This window comes from Actinosynnema sp. NPDC050801 (assembly GCF_040673975.1).
Classification (GTDB): Bacteria; Actinomycetota; Actinomycetes; order Mycobacteriales; family Pseudonocardiaceae; genus Actinosynnema.
Map to the genome: position 1 here is coordinate 469,752 of NZ_JBFAQZ010000003.1, position 17,449 is coordinate 487,200.

Consider the following 17,449-nt stretch of genomic DNA (forward strand, 5'->3'; position numbering starts at 1 on the left):
TGCGTTGCTCCCCGGGTCCGGGCACGGCGCCGGACATCACCACCGCCTTCAGCTCCGCGGCACGTCGCCCAGGGCGTCGAGCTGTCGTTGGACGCGGTCCGCGGCGGCGTGGTGGTGCTGCGCCCGGTACACCCGCAACGCCGCCTGCCACAGGTCGCGGGCCTGCTCGTGCCGGCCCAAGGCGGCGTGCGGGTCGCCCAGGCGGTCGCGGATGGCGGCGACCTGGTAGGTGTGGCCGAGGTCGCCGAGCAGGCCCAGGGCACGCCGGTAGCAGTCGATCGCGTCGTGGTGCCGACCGGTCCGGTGGGCGATGTAGCCCATGGTGTCCCAGGCGTTCGCCTCGCCGTCGGGGTCGGGGTGGCGGCGGTACAGGGCCAGTGCGGCCCGGCAGTGGTCGCGGGCTTCGTCGTGGTCGCCGAGCCGGGCGGCGCACCAGCTCACCGTGTTGAGCGCGGTGGCTTCACCCACGGGGTCGTCCAGGGCGCGGAAGAGAGCGAGCGCGTCGGTGGCGTGGCCCAGGGCGTGGCGGAAGGCTTCCCCTTGCTCCGCGGGCGGTAGCTGGAAGGACCACACCTGCCAGGTCCGCGCGAACATCAGGCGGGTGGCAGCTTCGTTGGCGCGGTCGCCGTGTTGTCCCGTCAGGGCGAGGGCCTGCTCCATGTGTGCGATCGCCTCGTCGTGCCGCCACAGGTCGGCGTGGCAGTTGCCGAGGCGCCGGTGGGCCGTGGCGCGCAGGGCGGGGTCGTCGAGGTGTTCGGCGGCGACCAGCCCGGCCTGCCAGGCGGCGAGGTGGTCGCGGCGGTGGCCTCCTCGGATCAGGAACGTGCTGAGGTTCCGGACCAGGTGCCAGGCGACCTGGTGCCACTCCTGCGCGATGGCGGTTCGCAGGGCCGCGAGCAGGCAGAGGTGCTCGACCTCGAACCAGGCCAGCGCCGCCGGGAGGTCCGGCAGCCCGTGGCGACAGGTGGGCTCCGGCAGGTCGGGCAGCCGATCGGACCGGTGGGAACCGAGCCGTCGGTCGGCGGTGTGGGCGGTGTGCAGGTAGAACTCCACCAGGCGCCGCAACGCCGCCCGCCGGAGCGGTTCGGACAGGTCGCGGTGCGCGAGGGACGCGGCGAAGTCGCGGACGAGGTCGTGCATCCGGTAGCGACCGCGTGCGTCGCGGTCGAGCAGGCACGCGTCCTCCAGGCCGCGCAGCAACGCGCGGGTGCGGGTCAGGGAGTGGCCGACGAGGTTGGCGACCGCGTGCAGGTCGGTGTCGGGGCCCGGGACGACGCCGAGCAGCGCGACGACCTGCCGCTGTTCGGGTGTCAGGGCGCGCAGGGACCAGGACAGGACGGTCGGCAGGCTCGCCATGGGGTCGTCGTCGTCCAGGGCTGCCAGGCCCGAGTCGCGGAGTTCCTCGGCGAGGTGCGCCAGGGAGGTCCCCGGTCGGGTCCGGGCGTGGGCGGCCACGATGCCCAGGGCCAGCGGGAGCCCGCCGCACGACCGGATCAGGTCGCTCGTCGCCGCCGGTTCGGCGGTCGTCCGGTGCGCGCCGAGGCGTCGGGTGAGCAGTGCGCGGGATTCCTGCTCGCCGAGCATGCCCAAGGGCACGTGGTGGGCACCGTTCGCGGTGATCAGGCCGGGGAGCTTGTGACGGCTGGTGATCAGGACGGTGCAGGTCCCTCCTCCGGGCAGCAGCGGGGTCACCTGGTCGGTGGTGGCGGCGTTGTCCAGCACGATGAGCAACCGCTTGTCCACGACCAGGCTGCGGAACAGCGCGGCCTGGGCGTGCGCGTCGACCGGAATGCGGTCCGTGGGCACGCCCAAGGCGTCGAGGAAGCCGCGCACGGCCACGGCCGGCTCCATGGGCCGCGCGTCGGGGCTGAAACCGCGCAGGTCGACGAACAGCTGCCCGTCGGGGAACCGGTCGAGGTGGCGGTGCGCCCAGGTGACCGCCAACCAGGTCTTGCCCACTCCGCCCACGCCCGCCACCGCGCAGACCACCACGGCGGTGGAGCTCCCGTGCGCCGCGAGATCGAGTTGCTCCAGCTCGTCGTGGCGGCCGATGAACGGCTCGGGCGGTGCCGGGAGCTGACGCGGCGTGACCACCGGGTCGGCTCCGTCGTTTCCCGACGACCCGTCGGCGGACGACCCGTCGGCGGACGACCCGTCGGCGGACGACCCGTCGGCGGACAACCCCTCGGCGGACAACCCCTCGGCGGACAACCCCTCGGCGGACGACTGCGGCGGCGCGGAGGGAGGCGAGGCGATTTCCTCGGCATCGGTGAGGATCTGCTGGTGCAGCCGGCGCAGCGGAGCACCGGGATCGGCACCGAGCTCGTCCGCCAACCGCGAGCGCAGCCGGTCGTAGTGGAACAGCGCCTCGGCCTGGCGGCCACCGCGGTGCAGGGCGAGCATCAGCTGACCCGCGACGCGTTCGTCGAGCGGGTGCGCCTGAGCGCGGACGGTCAGCTCCGGCAGCACCTCGGCATGGGCGCCCAACCGCAACCGCAGGTCGATCCGGTCGGCGTCGGCGGCGAAGCGTTCCCGCTCCAGTTCCTCGCGCACCGCGTTGATCCACGGTGTGTCCAAGCCCGCGCAAGGCTGCCCACGCCACAGCCGGCCGGCCTGTTCCAACAGCGCCACCGCCTCGTGGGCATCGCTTCGAGACCGCGCCAGGCGCACCAGCTCCCGGAACCGGTGCAGGTCCACCGCGCCCTCGTCCACCTCCAGCACGTACCCCGGGGAACGCCGCCGGATGGTCACCGGGTGGTCGCCGACCGCCAGCACCTTGCGCAGCCGCGAGAAGTAGCTGCCGACCACGTCCCGCGCGCGGTGCGGTGGGTCGTCGGCCCAGACGCGGTCGATGACCTGCTGCACCGTCACCACCCGGTTCGCCTCCACCAGCAGCACGACCAGCACGCACTGCTGCCGGGCATGTCCCACGCCCAACCGCGTGCCGTCGACCCACGCCTCGACGTTGCCCAACAACCGCAGCTCCACGAAGCCTCCCCCCTCGTGCGACCTCCCTACCCCCGTCCGCGCCGGGTCGACACCGCCGACCGGTCGATCGCACGGATCCGGCTGTCGCCGCGCGCACACGGTCTGCCGTCGGTCGTCTGGGACGTCACCGGAACGGCGCCACAGAAGTCCACAGTGGACCGTCAGCGAGGGGGTCCGGCGAGCGCGTCGTCGTGGGTCAGGAGGACAGCACGGGCGGCACGTCTCAGGTCGCCAGGCCGTGCCGGTACGCGTAGACGACGGCCTGCACCCGGTCGCGGAGGTCGAGCTTGGCGAGGATGCGGGACACGTACGTCTTGACGGTCTCGTGGCTGATCACCAGGGTCGCGGCGATCTCGCCGTTGGACAGCCCGTCCGCGATGAGGCGCAGCACCTCCAGCTCGCGCGAGGTCAGCGGCATGTCGTCCGGCAAACCCTGGACGGGCCGGATCCGCTCGGCGTACCGGCCGACGAGCTCACGGGTCACCTCGGGCGCCAGCAGCGCCCACCCGGTCGCGACCGTGCGGATCCCGTGCAGCAGCTGCGCGGCCGGCGCGTCCTTGAGCAGGAACCCGCTGGCACCCGCGCGCAGCGCCTCGTACACGTACTCGTCCAGGTTGAACGTCGTCACCACGAGCACCTTGACGGGGTCCGCCACGCCCTCGCCCGCCAGCAGCCGCGTCGCCTCGATGCCGTCGAGCACCGGCATCCGGACGTCCATCACCACCACGTCCGGGCGCAGCCGCCCGGCGAGGTCGACCGCGGTGCGCCCGTCCCCGCACTCACCCACGACCTCCAGGTCGGGCTGCGCGTCGATGATCGTCGCGAAACCGGTGCGGACCAGCGCCTGGTCGTCGCACACCAGCACCCGCACCGGCGCGCTCACGACGAGAACCCGGCCGGGATGCGGGCGCGGACGACGAAGCCGCCGTTCCGCCCGCCCGCGCTGAACTCGCCGCCGAGCGCGCCGACCCGGTCGCGCAGCCCGGCGAGGCCACGACCGCCACCACCGGGTGACGCGGCGGGCGAACCCCCGCCTTCGGTACCGACCTCCACCACGATCTCGCTCCCGCCGTGCCGCACGCGCACCGTGGTTTGGCGGCCGTGCGCGTACTTGAGCGCGTTCGTCAACGCCTCCTGCACCACCCGGTACGCCACCACCTTCGCGCTCCCCGCCGGCGGCACGCCCTCCTCGGTGAACTCGACCGGCTGCCCGGCCTGCCTGGTCTGCTCCACGAGCGCGCTCAGCTCGCCGACGGACGGCGTGCGCGGATCGGCGTCGTGGTCGGGGTTCAGCAGGTCGAGCAGGTGCCGCAGGTCGGCGATGGACCTGCGGCCCGTGCCGGTGATCGCGGCCAGCGCCTGGTCGAGGCGCTCGGGTGACCCGCTCAGGTACCGCGCCGCCTCGGCTTGCACGACCATCGCCGTCACGTGGTGGGTCACGACGTCGTGCAGCTCGCGGGCGATGCGGGTGCGTTCGGCCAGCCGGGTCGCCTCGGCCAGGTGCCGGCGGCGTTCCGCCTCGCCCGCCCTGGACAGCCGCAGCCACGCCCCGATCGCCCACGCGGCGGCCAGCGTCAGGTAGAACGTCACGAACCCGGTCACGCCCTCAGGGGACCCGTGCCGGTCCAGCGCTACGGCCAGCGGCACGTACGCCGCGGAGGCCAGCACGGCGGTCGCGCGCCGGTGGTGGTCCAGGTGCAGACCCGTGCTCAGCAGCGCGATGGGCAGCGCCGTGCCCGCGACCGCGTGGTAGCCGAGGAGCTGGTCGGCCGAGAACCCGACGCACACCAGTGCGAGGCAGACGACCGGCCACCGCCTGCGCGCGATCAGCGGCAGGCATTCCAGCGCGATCACGGCCACGGCCAGTGCGTCCATCGGGCGGGTCGGCAGGTCGCCGAGCTGCGTGCCCCGGTTGTGCAGCGCGGGCACCAGCGACGCGAGCGCCAGCGCGAGTGCCAGTGGGACGTCGCGGACCGTGACGTCCCAGCGTCGCCACAGGTCCGGGACCTGCCGGAAGCCGCTCACCCGGCGAGGGTAGCCGCGGCGGTGGAGCGTCGGCGCGCGGGCACCAGGTTGCCGCGCCGGCGGGCCAGCCACAGGAACCCGGCCGTCACCACCACGCCCGCCAGCACCGAGTACGCGCTCGCCTCCGGGCCGAACTCGCCGCCGCTGAGCAGCAGCGGGCCGGACGTCACGCCGTCCAGCAGCCCCTGCGGGGCGTCCCCGCCGGACACACTGGTGCTGAAGACGCCGCCCTGGGCGAAGTTCCAGCCGAAGTGCACGCCGATGGGCACCCACAGGTTGCGCGTGGCGGCGTACGCGGCGGCCAGCATGAATCCGGCCTCGACCGCGATGGCGACCGCGGTCCACCACGTGGCGTGCGAGTTGAACAGGTGCGCCGCGCCGAACAGCAGCCCGGTGAGCGCGAGCGACGCCCACGTCCCGACGCGTTGCTCGACGATGCGGAAGAGGATGCCGCGGAAGATCAGCTCTTCCACCACGACCGCGGCGGCCATGAAGCCGAACACCGCCACCGCGCCCCCAAGCGAGCCCCAGCCGAGCACCTCGTAGCCGCCGAGGAACGCGATGTTCGCGATCACGGCACCGAACATGCCGAGGCCGATCAGCAACCCCCGCCCGAACGCCGGGCCCGCTCCCCTCGGCACTACCTCGACCGGCACCCGGCGCTCGGTCCGCCGCACCACCCACGCGTACGCGCACAGCGACAGCGCCGCCGTCGCCAGGCCGAACACCAGGGTGAAGGGCACGTTCCACCGCATCGCGCCGACGAGCGCGTTCCCGGCGAAAGCCACCAGCCCGACCACTCCGAGCTGCATCAACAGTCGCATGACCAATCCTCCGCGAGACGCCCGCGGCCCATCGCGCCGCGGTTGCCCGAACGCTATGGATTCGCCGGCCCGAAATAGTCACCGCGCGGTGGACACTTGTGGGTAGCTCGCACGGGGGACAAACCCGGACGACGTCTCCGGCGGGCACCGCGCCGGTGGCGCTCGCCCGGTGCGGTGCGCGGTGCGGCGGGCGGCAGGCTAGTTTGCTCGGGTGAGTCTCCTCGACGACGTGGCCGAACGCGACGGCTGGCGCTGCTGGGTGTGCGACGAACCGGTCGACCCCGACATGTCGGTGAACGACCCGCGGGGTCCCAGCGTCGACAGCCGCACCACCGACCGCAAGGCCAAGGTCGCCGAACGGCTCGCCCACCGCGGGTGCAACACCCGCAAGGGCGCGGTCAAGGTCGTCATCGCCTGGCCGGACCGCCTGCACGTCGCCGAACCGGCACCGCTGATCACCGTCGCCGGCAGGCTGGAGCGCAAGGGCGGCCGCGAGATGGTGGCCCGCTGCCCGACCGAACGGGACGCCCGGGAAGCGGCGGACTGGCTGGTGGACCGGTTCTCCCGGCTGGCACCGGACCTGCCGATCACCGCCACCATCGAACCCGGCGGCGGCCAGTACCTCGTCATCCTCTCCACCGGCCGCCGCTGACCGGGACATCGGCCGGCGCCCACTCGCGTCGAGCCGAGCCGCCGGTCCACGTCGACCTCACCGCACCGCCCGCTGCCGTCGGCTCGCGTCCTACCCGTCCTCCAGACCGCGGGCGACGACCTCCGCCAACGCCGGCACCTCGGCCTCCCGATCGCCCGCGTACAGGCGCAGGAACGGTGGCCTGCCGGGTGCCATCGCGTCCGCCGCCGAGGCACGGGGTACGGAGAAGCCGAAGCTCGCGCCCTTGGTGAGTTGCACGCCCGCCGCCCTGGCGTGGACCAGGATGCGGTCGATCACCTCGTCGAGGCCCTTCTTGGTGTTGCGGGTCGCGTCGTGGAACAGGAAGGTCGCGAAACCCGTGACGCAGTCGGACCCCTGGACGAGGAGCCGGTCCGGGTGGTCGGGCAGCGACGGGTGGAACAGGGCGCCGGACCTGGCGGTCCTCGGATCGGCGTGGAGCAGGGTGGCCAGCGCGGTGGCGTTCGCGCAGATCCGTCGCACCCGGGCGCGCAGCAGGTCGCGGTCGTAGCGCGGGAACAGCTCGGCGCTGTGCCGGTACAGGACGGCCCCCGCGTTGCGGCGCAGTCGCAGCACCCGCTCGGTCAGCTCCGCCGGGTGCACGACCACGCCCGCCATGCCCGAGTCCAGGCCCAGTTGCAGGTACTTCGAGCAGCTCTCGTAGTACAGCACCTCCACCAGGTCGTCGCTCTCCAGCAGCGCCGGGGGCAGGGTGGCGGAGGCCATCGTCCCGTCGATGACCACGGTCAGCCGCTCGGTGAGCACCTGCCGCAGCCCGGTGAGCAACGCGTGCAGGTCCACCACCCGCTGCTCGGCGGTGTTCGCGATCCGGTCCACGAACAGGACCTTCGGCCGCAACCGCCGCACGTCGTCGACGATCCCCGCGGCCTCGTACGCCCGCGCCCGCTCCAGCCGCACGAACGGCAACGCCGCCAGTTGCTCGTCGGACTCGAAGTAGACGTAGGGCGCGAGCAGCACGACGTCACCCGGCCGGAGCCGGTCGCGCACCAGGAAAGACTCGATCACGCTGAACGCCGCCATCCCCGACGACGTCGTGGTCGCCGCGAGCCGATCGGACAGCCCGAACACCTCGTGCAACTGACTGTCGACGCGGTCGACGGCGGGGTGCCCGTACCGCTCGTAGTTCACCGTCGGCGAGTTCTGCGCGCGCGGGTCGAAGAACTGCACCGCCCGCGACTGGTCGTAGGACTGGGCGCACCACTCCAGCGCACCGCGCACGTAGGCCACTGTGGACAGACCGAACCGCAGCACCGCTTCGCCGGCGCTGAGGTCGGGGCCCACCGGCTCGTCGGCCACCCGTCGCTCGGCCCGTCGGGCCGCGTCGAGCAGGCACCCCGTCACACCGGGGTCCACCGGCAGCCCCAGGTCCGCGCACGACGCGGCGAACCGCCGCACCTCCTCCTGCGCCGCCCGCAGCTGCGACAGGCACGCGTCCAGCCCGCGGGTCAGCTCGGCCGCCTGCGGCGAGAGGCGCCCGCCCGCCGTTCCCGGCACCCCGGACCGGCCCGGGACTCCCTCCACGTCGGTCCGGTCCGTCACCTCGGTCACGCCGAGCCCGCCTCCTCCACCAGCGACCCGGCCCGCAGCACCGACCGGCTCTCGAACAGCCTCGGGTGTGCGACGCGGATGCCTTCCACCACCAGCTCGTAGGGCAGGTCGTCGAACTCGCCGTACTCGTGCAGGAACTCCATGTGCCGCCGCCCGCGGGTGTCGAACGGGTGGTACACGCTGTCGGCGGTGCCGTCGAAGTCCAGCGGCGTGATGCCGTAGAGGCGGCACAGCGTCCGGTTGAACACCGGTGTGGCGCGCACCCACTTCCCGTTCAGCAGCAGGGAGTTGAGCGCGTGGAACCGGAACACGTCCCCGCCGACCAGATCCCGCAACCGGGCTGACGCCAGGTGGTTGCGCACGTCGGTCAGCACGATCCGACTGGGCACGCCGATCGCGCGGCACGCCGCCGCGTACACGATGGACTTGTGCACGCAGAAACCCTGTCCGCGGCTGATGACGGCGCTCGCCCGCAGGCCTTCCCGGCTCAGGTCCGCGCCGTAGACCTCGTACATGATCCGGTCGCGCACCGCGTAGTACAGCGCGACGACCGGGTCCGCGGCCCCGTCTACCACGCGGTCCACGAAGTTCTGCACCTCGGCCGAGGAGTGGTCGAGGAACTCGGTCTCGACGATCACCCGTCCCACCTCCGCGCCACGCCGAGCAGCCGGGCGATCTTGTCCCGCTGCACCTCCGAGGAGCCCGAGTAGATGGTGCCGCCGGTCGCGTCCCGCAAGTCCTTCTCCAGACCGTGGTCGGTGCTGTAACCGCGGGCGCCGAAGAGCTGCACGGCGTCGGCGGCCGAGCGCACGTTCGCCTCGCTCACCAGGAGCTTGCCGATAGCCACGTCGACCATCACGTCCTCTCCGGCGGCGAAGCGCCGCCCGGTCTCGAACAGCCAGCGGCTGGAGGTCTCCAGCCCGATCTTCATGTCCACGACCTTGTTGGCCACCGACTGGAACGCGCCGATCGGCCGACCGAACTGCTCGCGCGACCGGACGTGCTCGACGCAGCGCTCCAACCGCCACCGCATCGAGCCGACGCTGATCGCGAAGGAGCACAGCACCTCCCACGCCATCACGTGGTCGAGGATGCGGAACCCCTGGCCGACGCGGCCGATCACGTTCGCCGCCGGCACCGCGCAGTCGCGGAAGACCAGGTGGCAGAACGGCGACGTGCGCAGACCCATCTTCTCCACCGGCGGCCCCACCTCCAGCCCCGGCGTCGAGCGCTCCACCGCGAACGCGGTGATGCCGAACGGTCCGGAGCCCGCCGAGGTGCGCGCGTAGACCACGACCAGGTCGGCGACCGGGCCGCTGCTGATGAAGCACTTCTCGCCGTTGAGCACGAACCCGTCGTCCCGGGTGACCGCGGTCGTCCGCATGGCGGCCGCGTCCGACCCGCCCTGGCGCTCGGTGATGGCGTGCGCCCCGATCAGGTCGCCGGCGCAGATCCCCGGTAGGTAGCGGCTCTTCAACTCCGTCGACCCGAACCGCTCGATCGGCACGCCCGTGCTCACCACGTGCGTGGACACGCCGAAACCCAGACCGGTGTCACGGCACGCGTACCCGAACTCCTCCAGCAGGTGCATGGTGTCGAGCAGGCCGCCGCCCGCACCGCCCCACTCGACCGGGAACGGCTGCCGCAGCAGGCCGGACTCGGCGACGGACTTCCACTGCTCGTGGGGGAACGCGGCCGCCCGGTCCCGGTCCAGGTGGCCCTCGCCCCACGCGCTGAACAGGTCGGTGAACCGCGCGCGGAGCTGTCGGGCTGTCGTGTCCACGGCCACCCCTCAGTAGTGGGAGAAGTCCCGGGTCAGGTCGTGCACCTCGTGCCCCTCCAGCGCGGGGGTGAACACGCAGACCAGGCGCAGGTCCTCGATCGGCGACGCGATCAGGTAGTGCGCGTCGTGCTGGTCCAGCGCGTACATCGTGCCGGGCGTGATCGCGTGCTTGTTGCCCTCGGCGTCCATCAGGAAGCCGCTGCCGGCGATGCAGTAGCACGCCTCCAGGTGGTTGCGGTACTCCAGGCGCGACTGCGTACCCGCGCGGACCACGGTGTCGGTGAGCGTGTAGCCCATGCCGTCGCGAGCGGTGAGGAAGCGCCGGCTGGTGCCGTTGCCCCACTCGTGCGGCTCGACGTCGATGAGGTGGCGGACGATCACCTCGCCCCCTCGGCGGCCACCCGAGCCGGATCCCCCGCCGCGTCGGGACCCGCGGCCGGCACGGCCCGGTCCACGAAGCGGCAGATGGCCTCGACGGTGCGGAAGTCGTCCTCGGCCAGGTCCACGTCGTCGGGGTCGAAGCCGTGGTGGTCACCGAGCCAGGTGACCAGTCGGAGCAGCCCGAGGCTGTCGACGACCCCGTTGGCCAGCAGGTCGTAGTCGTCGGCCAGCCGGTCGGGGGTGACGCCGGGCGCGAACTCCCGGACGATGTACTCCTTCACGATCAGCGGATCACTCATGGTCCGTTCCCTCCAGTGCGGTGCGGCGGATGCGCTGCCGGTCGACCTTGCCGGTGGACGTGCGGGGCAGCGGTTCGTGAACGACGTGGAGCCCCGACGGGATGGCCACCCGGGGCAGCCGGCGGCGGCAGTGCGCCCGCAACGCGAGGCCGTCCAGGCCGACGCCGCGCACCACGGCGTGCAACCGGGTGCCCGCGAGGTCGTCGGGCAGGCCCACCACGGCGGCTTCCAGGACGGCGTCGTGGTCGAGCAGGACGCGCTCGACCTCTTCGAGGTTGATCCGCGTGCCGCGGACCTTGACCTGGAAGTCGTTGCGCCCCAAGAGGTGGTGGACGCCGTCGGCGTCACGACGGACGATGTCGCCGGAACGGAAGTAGGTGCCGGTCCGGCCCGGCACCCGGGTGAACCGCCCCGCGGAGTCCGCCGGGTCGAGGTAGCCGGTGGTCTGGAAGGGCGTGCGGACCAGGAGTTCACCGGTGGCGGGCGTCCCGTCGACCGTGAAGGGGGTCTCGCCGCCATCGGGGGCGATCAGTGCGTCCACACCGGGCAGCGGTCGGCCGATGGGCAGGTCGCGCGGCGGCGGCTCGCCGGGAGGGACGGTGTGCAGGAAGCTGTCGTTGGTCTCGGTGCAGCCGTAGACGTTGTGGATCGCGGCGGTGGGGAACATCCCGGGTAATCGGATCAGCAGTGGCGCGGAGGTCTTGTCGCCGGTCAGCACGACGTGGCGGACGCGGTCGAACGGCGTGCCGTCCCACGCGTCCAGCAGCAGCCGGAACAGCATGGGCACGGCCTGGACGACCTCGACCCCGTTGTCCCGCAACAGGCTCGCCACGTGCTTCGCGTCGGTGGCGCGCTTCGGGTCGACGAGCACGGCGGTGCCGCCTGCCTTGAGCGTGGCCCAGACGTCCAACAGGCACAAATCGAACGTGAACGGCGCGTAGTTGAGCACCGCCGTGCCGGGCCCGATGCCGAACTGCGCCACCGCCCAGTCGGTGAACCGCTCCACCGCGTCGAAGCCGAGCGGGACGACCTTCGGCACACCGGTGGAGCCGGAGGTGGTCAGCACGAACGACACGTCCTCGTCCGGTGTCCACGTCGCCATGTGCTCGCGCAGCACCGCCGCCGTGTCCTCCCCCAATTCGGGCGACACCAACAGGAACGGCCGACGGGCGGCGAGGTGCGCGGCGATCAACGCGACGGTCTCCGGCGTCTTCAGGGCGGGCACCACCACGCCGTCCACGGCGACGGGAAGCCCGGACAACTCCTGGTACCCCACCCGCCGGTCACCGTGCACGAGCGCGATCGCCCCCGGCCGCTCGCGAGCATGCCGCCCCAACGCGGCCACGATCGAACCTGGCATGCGTCCCCCCTTGCGCCGCTTCCCCCGACGACGGATGGCGGATGGCGGATGGCGATCAAGCCGCCGGCACCTCGATTCCGGTCGATCGTACGCTTTTCCCCCGATTTCGGTAGCACACTGGGTGGATGAATCTCCAACGGGTCGACCCGTCCCACCTCGCGGACCCCGGACTGACCAACGGCGTCCTGGTCACCGGGGCACAACGCTGGCTCTTCGTGACCGCGCAGCCGCCGTTCACCGACGGCGAGACCGTGCCGGACGGGTTCGACGCGCAGTGCAGGCAGGCGTGGCGCAACGTGCTCGCGGTGCTCGCCGAGGCGGGGATGGGCGTGCCGAACATCGTGAAGGTGGGGATCTACCTGGCTTCCCGGGACGACCGCGAGGCGAATTCCATGATCCGACAGGAAATACTCGGCGACCACCGGGCGTCGATGTCGATCATCGTCGCGGACATGTGGGACGAGTCGTGGCTGGTGGAGATCGACGCCGTGGCGGCGGCCTGACCCGGTTCACCGCTCAGGGGCACGGTTTTCAGGACACGACTCCCAGTACACGACTCCCAGGACACGACTCCCAGGACACGACTCTCAGGACACGACGTCCCACGGCATGACGCGACCGATGTCGGTGCGGTAGCGGATGCCGGGGAAGTCGACCTCGGCCACCGCGCGGTACGCGTGCGCGGTGGCCTCCGCCAGCGTGCGTCCGCGACCCACCAGGTTGACCGCCTTGCCGCCGTCGGTGACGACCCGGCCGTCCGGCAGCGCCCGCACGGCGCCGTGGAACACCCGGCACCGCTCGGTGTCCACGCGGTCGAGCCCGGTGACGACCTGACCGCGCGCGTAGGCGCCGTACGGCCATCCGGGGTGCTCGCCGAGCGGGCCCTGGGTGACCACCACGTTGACGAAGCACTCGTCGGTGACGGTCAGCGGGGGCACCTCGCCCAGCCGGCCGGCCAGGATCGCTTCGCAGATCGCGCCGAAGTCGTCGGTGAGCCGCGGGAACACCACCTCCGCCTCGGGATCGCCCATCCGGGCGTTGATCTCGATGAGGCTCAGCTCGTCGCCGTCGAGCATGCAGCCCGCGTAGATCACCCCGGTGTAGTCCAGCCCCTCGGCGCGCATGGCCGCGAGCAGGGGCCGCAGGATCTGCCGTTCGAACCGCTCGACCTGTTCGGGGGTGTCGTCGGGGGCGGGCGAGAACGCGCCCATGCCGCCGCACATCACGCCCCGGTTCCCGTCGTCGGAGCGCGGGTAGTCCACGGCCATCGGCAGCATCAGGTGGTGCTCGCCCCCGACGATCGCGAAGAACAGCACCTCCCGGCCGACGAGCCGCTCCTCCACCAGGATCGTCTCACCGCCCGGCCCGAAGTCGCGGGCCACCATGAGCCGTTCGATCGCGTCCACGGCCTCCTCCGCGGTGTCGCAGACGAAGACACCGTTGCCCTGGCACGATTCCACGCACTTCACCACCACCGGCGCACCCACGTCGCGGACGTACGCGATGGCGGGTTCGGGATCCTCGAAGTAGCGGTAGCGCGCGGTCGGGATGCCGTGGCGCTCGCACAGCCGCTTCATGTAGAGCTTGCTCGACTCCACGCGGGCCGCCGAGCGGTCCGGGCCGATGGCCGGTATGCCCGCGGCGCGGAAGGCGTCCACGAATCCCTCGGCCAGCGGCCGCGGGTGGGCGACCAGGGCGTAGTCCGCGCCGATCGACCGCGCGTACGCCACGGTCGGCGTGGGGTCGTAGATGTCGACGCCCGTGACCGGCACGACGCGGTCCTCGGCGATGGCCGCGCAGCCGGGCGCGAGGTGCACGGTCACGTCCGGGCTGGTGCGGGTGAAGAGGTCCGCGTAGGCGTGCCCCCGCCCGGTGTGGTCCACGACGACGACGTTGCGCACGGTTCCCCCTATGTCACGACGGGCACCGCCGGTTCGACCACCGTCCGGGTCTCGTGCCGGCTGCGGACCAGCACGGCGAGCGCGACGAGGGCGGTGATGCCCAGGATGCAGACGAGTGTGAGCGCCGACGGCGTGAGCCTGCCGTCGGCCAGTTGCAGCAGGAAGGCGAAGACCGGCGACAGGGTGTCCACCAGCGAGGCCGTGATCGGCTCGACGTGCTTGATGCCGACCTGCCCGAGGTAGCTGGGCAGCGCCACACCGATCACCGCCACCACACCCGCCGCCGGGACCGCCTCGTCGACCACCGACATCCCGGGGCCGACCGCGAGCACGGCCCAGCTCACCGCGACCATCAGGAAGAACCGCGTCGCCAGCGAGGCCAGCGGTGAAACACCGCGATCGCTCAGCCGCTTGGAATAGATGACGTTCCCGACGCAGGCCACCCCGCAGGCCAGGCCCAGCAGCAGCCCCACCACGGCCTGCCCGGTCGCGATGTGGCCGACCGCGCTGCGCCCGCTCACCGAACCCCAGCCCAACAGGCTCAACGCCACCACGATGCCGACGGCCACGGCCACCTCGGTGGGCAGCACCCGGCTGCCGCGCCGCAACACCGGCCCCAACAGCACCGTGAGCACCGGCCCGATGGCGAACGCGACGACGTTCACCACGGCCGGTTCGAGGAACTTGAGCGCCGTCAACAAGGTCAACCACGCGCCGGCCGTGGTGATGTTGAGCGCCAGCACGTCGCGGCCGTGCAGCCACAGCGGTTCGAACGCCCGCCGCCCCTCGCGGGCGAAGCCCAACCCGAGGAACCACACACCGGCGGCGGTGAACGACAGCGCGCCGACCGCCACCGGGTCGAGCTGCTGGAGCCGGTTGCCCGCGAACACGTCGGTGGCGGCGATCAGCAGCGCGTAGCCGAGCAACGGCACCAGCCCGCGCAACGTGTTCGACATGGCTCCCCCGCTCCGGCTCACCCAGGGTAATCCGCCCGGCGCACGGTGTCCGCGATTCAGGCAAGCACCCTTCGGCACCTCGACCGCCGCAGCAGTGGCACGCCCGGGCGGCCGGCGTCGCGATGTCACGGAATCGGTGCAGTGGCCCGTACACCGCGCGGGTGACGGCTACCGGCTGTCCGCATCGCCGACCGCCGCGAAGGCGGCCACCCGGATCCCGTCGGGTGCGAGTGCGTCGACGTGCGGGTCCGGTGCGGCCGTCCGCCGGGAGCCGTCGGGTAAGAACAGGTGGAAGTCGCCGTCGAGGACCTGGGACACGAAGGCGCAGCGGTAGGCGTCCCAGTCTCCTCTGCTCACGCCCGCCGCGCCGGCGGTCTCGCACTGCTGGCACGTGTAGTAGCCGTAGGGGTTCATCGTCCACCCCGTGCCCGGTGCCGGGGGAAACCAGCAGGGGTACGTGGGTGTGGTGGCGGACGGGGTCGCGGCGGTGGCAACGGCGGTGGCGCCGGCCACCGGCAGGAGGACCACGGTCAGGACGGTCGCCAGCAAGGTCGAGGTGCGCATCGTCCGAGTATCCGCGCCGACCGTGCGCACCGGGACGTTCCGTCAACGGATTACGACATCCGGTGACGCGCCCGGCCGTGTACCGCACCTGCATCGCCTTGCCGCTGCGCCGGGTGGGCGTGGCCGTCGAACGTGTTCGACAGCAATGGCGCCCACCGGGTGAACCGGTATCGCAAGGGCCGGCGCTCCCACCCCGGTGAAGGGTGGGAGCGCCGGCCCGGTTGGCGTGAACCTGCGTCAGGCGATCAGCGTCGCAGCGTCAGCAGGCCCGGTCGGTAGGGGAGCAGGCCGTAGTCCGTGCCGTCGGAGCGGGGGTCGCGGCCTTGGTAGAGGAGTTGGAGGTTGCAGGGGTCGATGGTCTTGGTCTGGTCGGCGTTGACGCGGATCAGGTCGCCGTGGCTGATGTCGTTGGTCCAGGTGGCGCCGCTGTTGGCCTTGCCGGCGAACGGGTTGCTCTCGGTGGCCGCGTTCGGGGTCCAGGAACCGCCCAGGCTACTGGAGGTGAACGACCGGAAGTAGCGGCCGTTGGAGCCGATCGCCTCGACGATCATCAGGTACTGGTTCTGGCCCTGGACCTTGTACACCTCGACCGCTTCGAACAGGTTGTTCGTCGTGTCGCTCATGATCGTGGTGTAGGACGAGCCGAAGCTGCTGGGGAAGTTGCCCAGCGGCATGACCTGGCGGTAGATCTTGCCGTTGTCGCCGGCGAAGAACAGGTACATGTTCGTGCCGTCACCGATGAGCGTCTGGTCGATGGGGCCGGTCTGGGAGCCGGTGATGCTCGCCGTGGAGAGCACCTGCGGCGAGGACCACCCGTTCGGGTTGGTCGGGTCGCTCGACGTCCGGTAGGTGAACGCCGTCCCGCCCCACTGGTAGGCCAGCACCCAGATGTTCTTCGGGGCGAAGTACAACAGCGTGGGCGCGACGGTGCCGACGTTCATGGCCTGCTGGGGTGCCGAGGCCATCTCCGACCAGTTGCTGAACAGCCCGAAGTTCATCGACCCCCAGCTCGACCCGAAGTCGTGGGTCGTGCCGTAGACCAGGTGCTTGCCGTTGTGGGGCACGTAGGTGAAGTCCTTGAGCGAGACCCACCCCTGCCTCGGGTTCGCCAACGAACCCGTCGACGTCCAGCTGTACCTCGACGGCAGGGTGCACTGACCGGGCGTCGAGGTCGTCGTCGTGGTGGTGGTCGTCGTACCGCCGCCGACCCGGGCGAGCTGCCACTGCTGGTTGGCGCCACCCCAGTCGCTGTACTGCACGACGTTGCCGCCGTCGGCGGTGGAAGCGCCCTGGACTTCGACCGCCTTGTTGCTGTGCCGTGCGATCAACCGCACGTGGCCACCGTCGGAGTCGGCCAGCCGGAACTGCTGGTTCGTGCCGCCGTGGTCGGTCCACTGGTGGATCGCCGCGCCGTCGGCGGTCGACAGGTTCGACACGTCGAGCACCTTGCCGGAGTGACGGGACTTCACCCGGTAGTAGCCGCCGCCGGAGTCGACGAACTGCCACTGCTGCTGGTTGCCGTCGTTGCGGGTCCACTGGGTGATGCGGGCGCCGTCGTTCGTGGCGAGGTTGTAGACGTCCAGCGCCTTGCCACTGTTACGGTTCACCAGCACGTACCAGGCGTTCGTGTCGACGGTCGCCGCCGAGGCGGGCGCCGCGTTGAGCGCCGCCACCAGCCCGCCGAGCAGCACGGCGGCGACGGCGGCGGCACCGGCCACGCGGCGCTTGCGGGCTCGTGGAACGGCGGTGGGCGGGTGATGGCCTGATGCGGCCATGGGCGGGCTCCTCTTCGTCGAGGTGGGGGGCGGTACCGCGGCACGGGCGGCTTCGAGGACCACTTGCGCCCAGTGGTCGATCGCGCGCCGTCTGAACGGGCGACTATCAGGTCGGCGCGGACAATCCGAGGACCGAAGTCGGGCGCACGGATCGAAGTGCCCTGCCGCGGGTGCCGGTCACATTCTTCAAACTGTGAGGGACGATCTCCGTACGGTCAAGATGCGACGAAAATGTTTCGTACGGTTAGCGTACGGATGGTGCGGGCGCATTGTCGATTGCTAAAACGGCACAAATAATTTTAGCTCTTGCGAGCGCCGACCGCCGCAGTCCGGCGTCGACCAACCGGACCGTCT

General features: G+C 71.9%; 16 protein-coding genes. 2 read left to right on the top strand and 14 right to left on the bottom strand.

Annotated elements, in window-relative coordinates; translation table 11 throughout:
* Positions 1-48: 48 nt before the first annotated feature.
* The 4 genes from AB0K14_RS10095 to AB0K14_RS10110 all read right to left on the bottom strand — a co-directional run bounded on the left by AB0K14_RS10095 (position 49) and on the right by AB0K14_RS10110 (position 5,837).
* Positions 49-2,988, bottom strand: a complete 2,940-nt coding sequence (locus AB0K14_RS10095) for a BTAD domain-containing putative transcriptional regulator (protein WP_360465934.1) — start codon at positions 2,986-2,988, stop codon at positions 49-51.
* Between the two features lie 223 nt (positions 2,989-3,211).
* Entirely contained in the window at positions 3,212-3,871 is a 660-nt protein-coding gene (locus AB0K14_RS10100; protein WP_360465937.1) for a response regulator transcription factor, read from the bottom strand.
* Entirely contained in the window at positions 3,868-5,013 is a 1,146-nt protein-coding gene (locus AB0K14_RS10105; RefSeq protein WP_360465940.1) for a histidine kinase, read from the bottom strand. Before AB0K14_RS10105 ends, AB0K14_RS10100 begins: the two co-directional genes overlap by 4 nt.
* On the bottom strand, positions 5,010-5,837 hold the full coding sequence (locus tag AB0K14_RS10110; RefSeq protein WP_360465943.1) for a CPBP family intramembrane glutamic endopeptidase: 828 nt from the start codon (positions 5,835-5,837) through the stop codon (positions 5,010-5,012). The genes AB0K14_RS10105 and AB0K14_RS10110 overlap by 4 nt, the downstream gene beginning before the upstream one ends.
* A gap of 211 nt (positions 5,838-6,048) precedes the next feature.
* Here AB0K14_RS10110 and AB0K14_RS10115 point away from each other — a divergent pair, with 211 nt between their 5' ends.
* Positions 6,049-6,489, top strand: a complete 441-nt coding sequence (locus tag AB0K14_RS10115) for a hypothetical protein (protein WP_360465946.1) — start codon at positions 6,049-6,051, stop codon at positions 6,487-6,489.
* 90 nt (positions 6,490-6,579) lie between these two features.
* On the opposite strand, the gene AB0K14_RS10120 is transcribed toward AB0K14_RS10115, so the two are convergent.
* Genes AB0K14_RS10120 through AB0K14_RS10145 form a run of 6 tightly spaced genes read right to left on the bottom strand, consistent with a single transcriptional unit; the run spans position 6,580 to position 11,899 of the window.
* Complete coding sequence (locus AB0K14_RS10120) at positions 6,580-8,076, bottom strand: PLP-dependent transferase (protein WP_360465949.1); 1,497 nt, start codon at positions 8,074-8,076, stop codon at positions 6,580-6,582.
* Entirely contained in the window at positions 8,073-8,714 is a 642-nt protein-coding gene (locus tag AB0K14_RS10125) for a transglutaminase-like domain-containing protein (RefSeq protein ID WP_360465952.1), read from the bottom strand. The genes AB0K14_RS10120 and AB0K14_RS10125 overlap by 4 nt, the downstream gene beginning before the upstream one ends.
* A complete protein-coding gene (locus AB0K14_RS10130; RefSeq protein ID WP_360465955.1) occupies positions 8,711-9,859 on the bottom strand; it encodes an acyl-CoA dehydrogenase family protein in 1,149 nt (382 codons plus the stop codon). Before AB0K14_RS10130 ends, AB0K14_RS10125 begins: the two co-directional genes overlap by 4 nt.
* Before the next feature lie 9 nt (positions 9,860-9,868).
* The gene (locus tag AB0K14_RS10135) at positions 9,869-10,240 is read right to left on the bottom strand and encodes an ectoine synthase (protein WP_360465958.1); all 372 of its coding nucleotides are present in this window, start codon (positions 10,238-10,240) and stop codon (positions 9,869-9,871) included.
* Complete coding sequence (locus AB0K14_RS10140) at positions 10,237-10,539, bottom strand: phosphopantetheine-binding protein (protein WP_360465960.1); 303 nt, start codon at positions 10,537-10,539, stop codon at positions 10,237-10,239. The genes AB0K14_RS10135 and AB0K14_RS10140 overlap by 4 nt, the downstream gene beginning before the upstream one ends.
* Positions 10,532-11,899 (bottom strand): AMP-binding protein, encoded by a 1,368-nt coding sequence (locus AB0K14_RS10145; protein ID WP_360465963.1) that lies wholly within the window; start codon positions 11,897-11,899, stop codon positions 10,532-10,534. The genes AB0K14_RS10140 and AB0K14_RS10145 overlap by 8 nt, the downstream gene beginning before the upstream one ends.
* Positions 11,900-12,024: 125 nt before the next feature.
* On the opposite strand from AB0K14_RS10145, the gene AB0K14_RS10150 reads away from it, so the two are divergent.
* A complete protein-coding gene (locus tag AB0K14_RS10150) occupies positions 12,025-12,402 on the top strand; it encodes a RidA family protein (protein WP_360465966.1) in 378 nt (125 codons plus the stop codon).
* Between the two features lie 84 nt (positions 12,403-12,486).
* Here the strand turns inward: AB0K14_RS10150 and purD are convergent, their stop codons facing one another.
* The 4 genes from purD to AB0K14_RS10170 form a co-directional block, all read right to left on the bottom strand.
* On the bottom strand, positions 12,487-13,800 hold the full coding sequence (gene purD, locus AB0K14_RS10155; protein ID WP_360465968.1) for a phosphoribosylamine--glycine ligase: 1,314 nt from the start codon (positions 13,798-13,800) through the stop codon (positions 12,487-12,489).
* 8 nt (positions 13,801-13,808) lie between these two features.
* On the bottom strand, positions 13,809-14,756 hold the full coding sequence (locus AB0K14_RS10160; protein WP_360465971.1) for a DMT family transporter: 948 nt from the start codon (positions 14,754-14,756) through the stop codon (positions 13,809-13,811).
* Positions 14,757-14,924: 168 nt separating this feature from the next.
* Positions 14,925-15,320: a hypothetical protein gene (locus AB0K14_RS10165; RefSeq protein ID WP_360465974.1), complete on the bottom strand. Its 396-nt coding sequence runs from the start codon at positions 15,318-15,320 to the stop codon at positions 14,925-14,927.
* Positions 15,321-15,565: 245 nt separating this feature from the next.
* A complete protein-coding gene (locus tag AB0K14_RS10170) occupies positions 15,566-17,095 on the bottom strand; it encodes a non-reducing end alpha-L-arabinofuranosidase family hydrolase (protein WP_364337833.1) in 1,530 nt (509 codons plus the stop codon).
* Positions 17,096-17,449 lie beyond the last annotated feature (354 nt).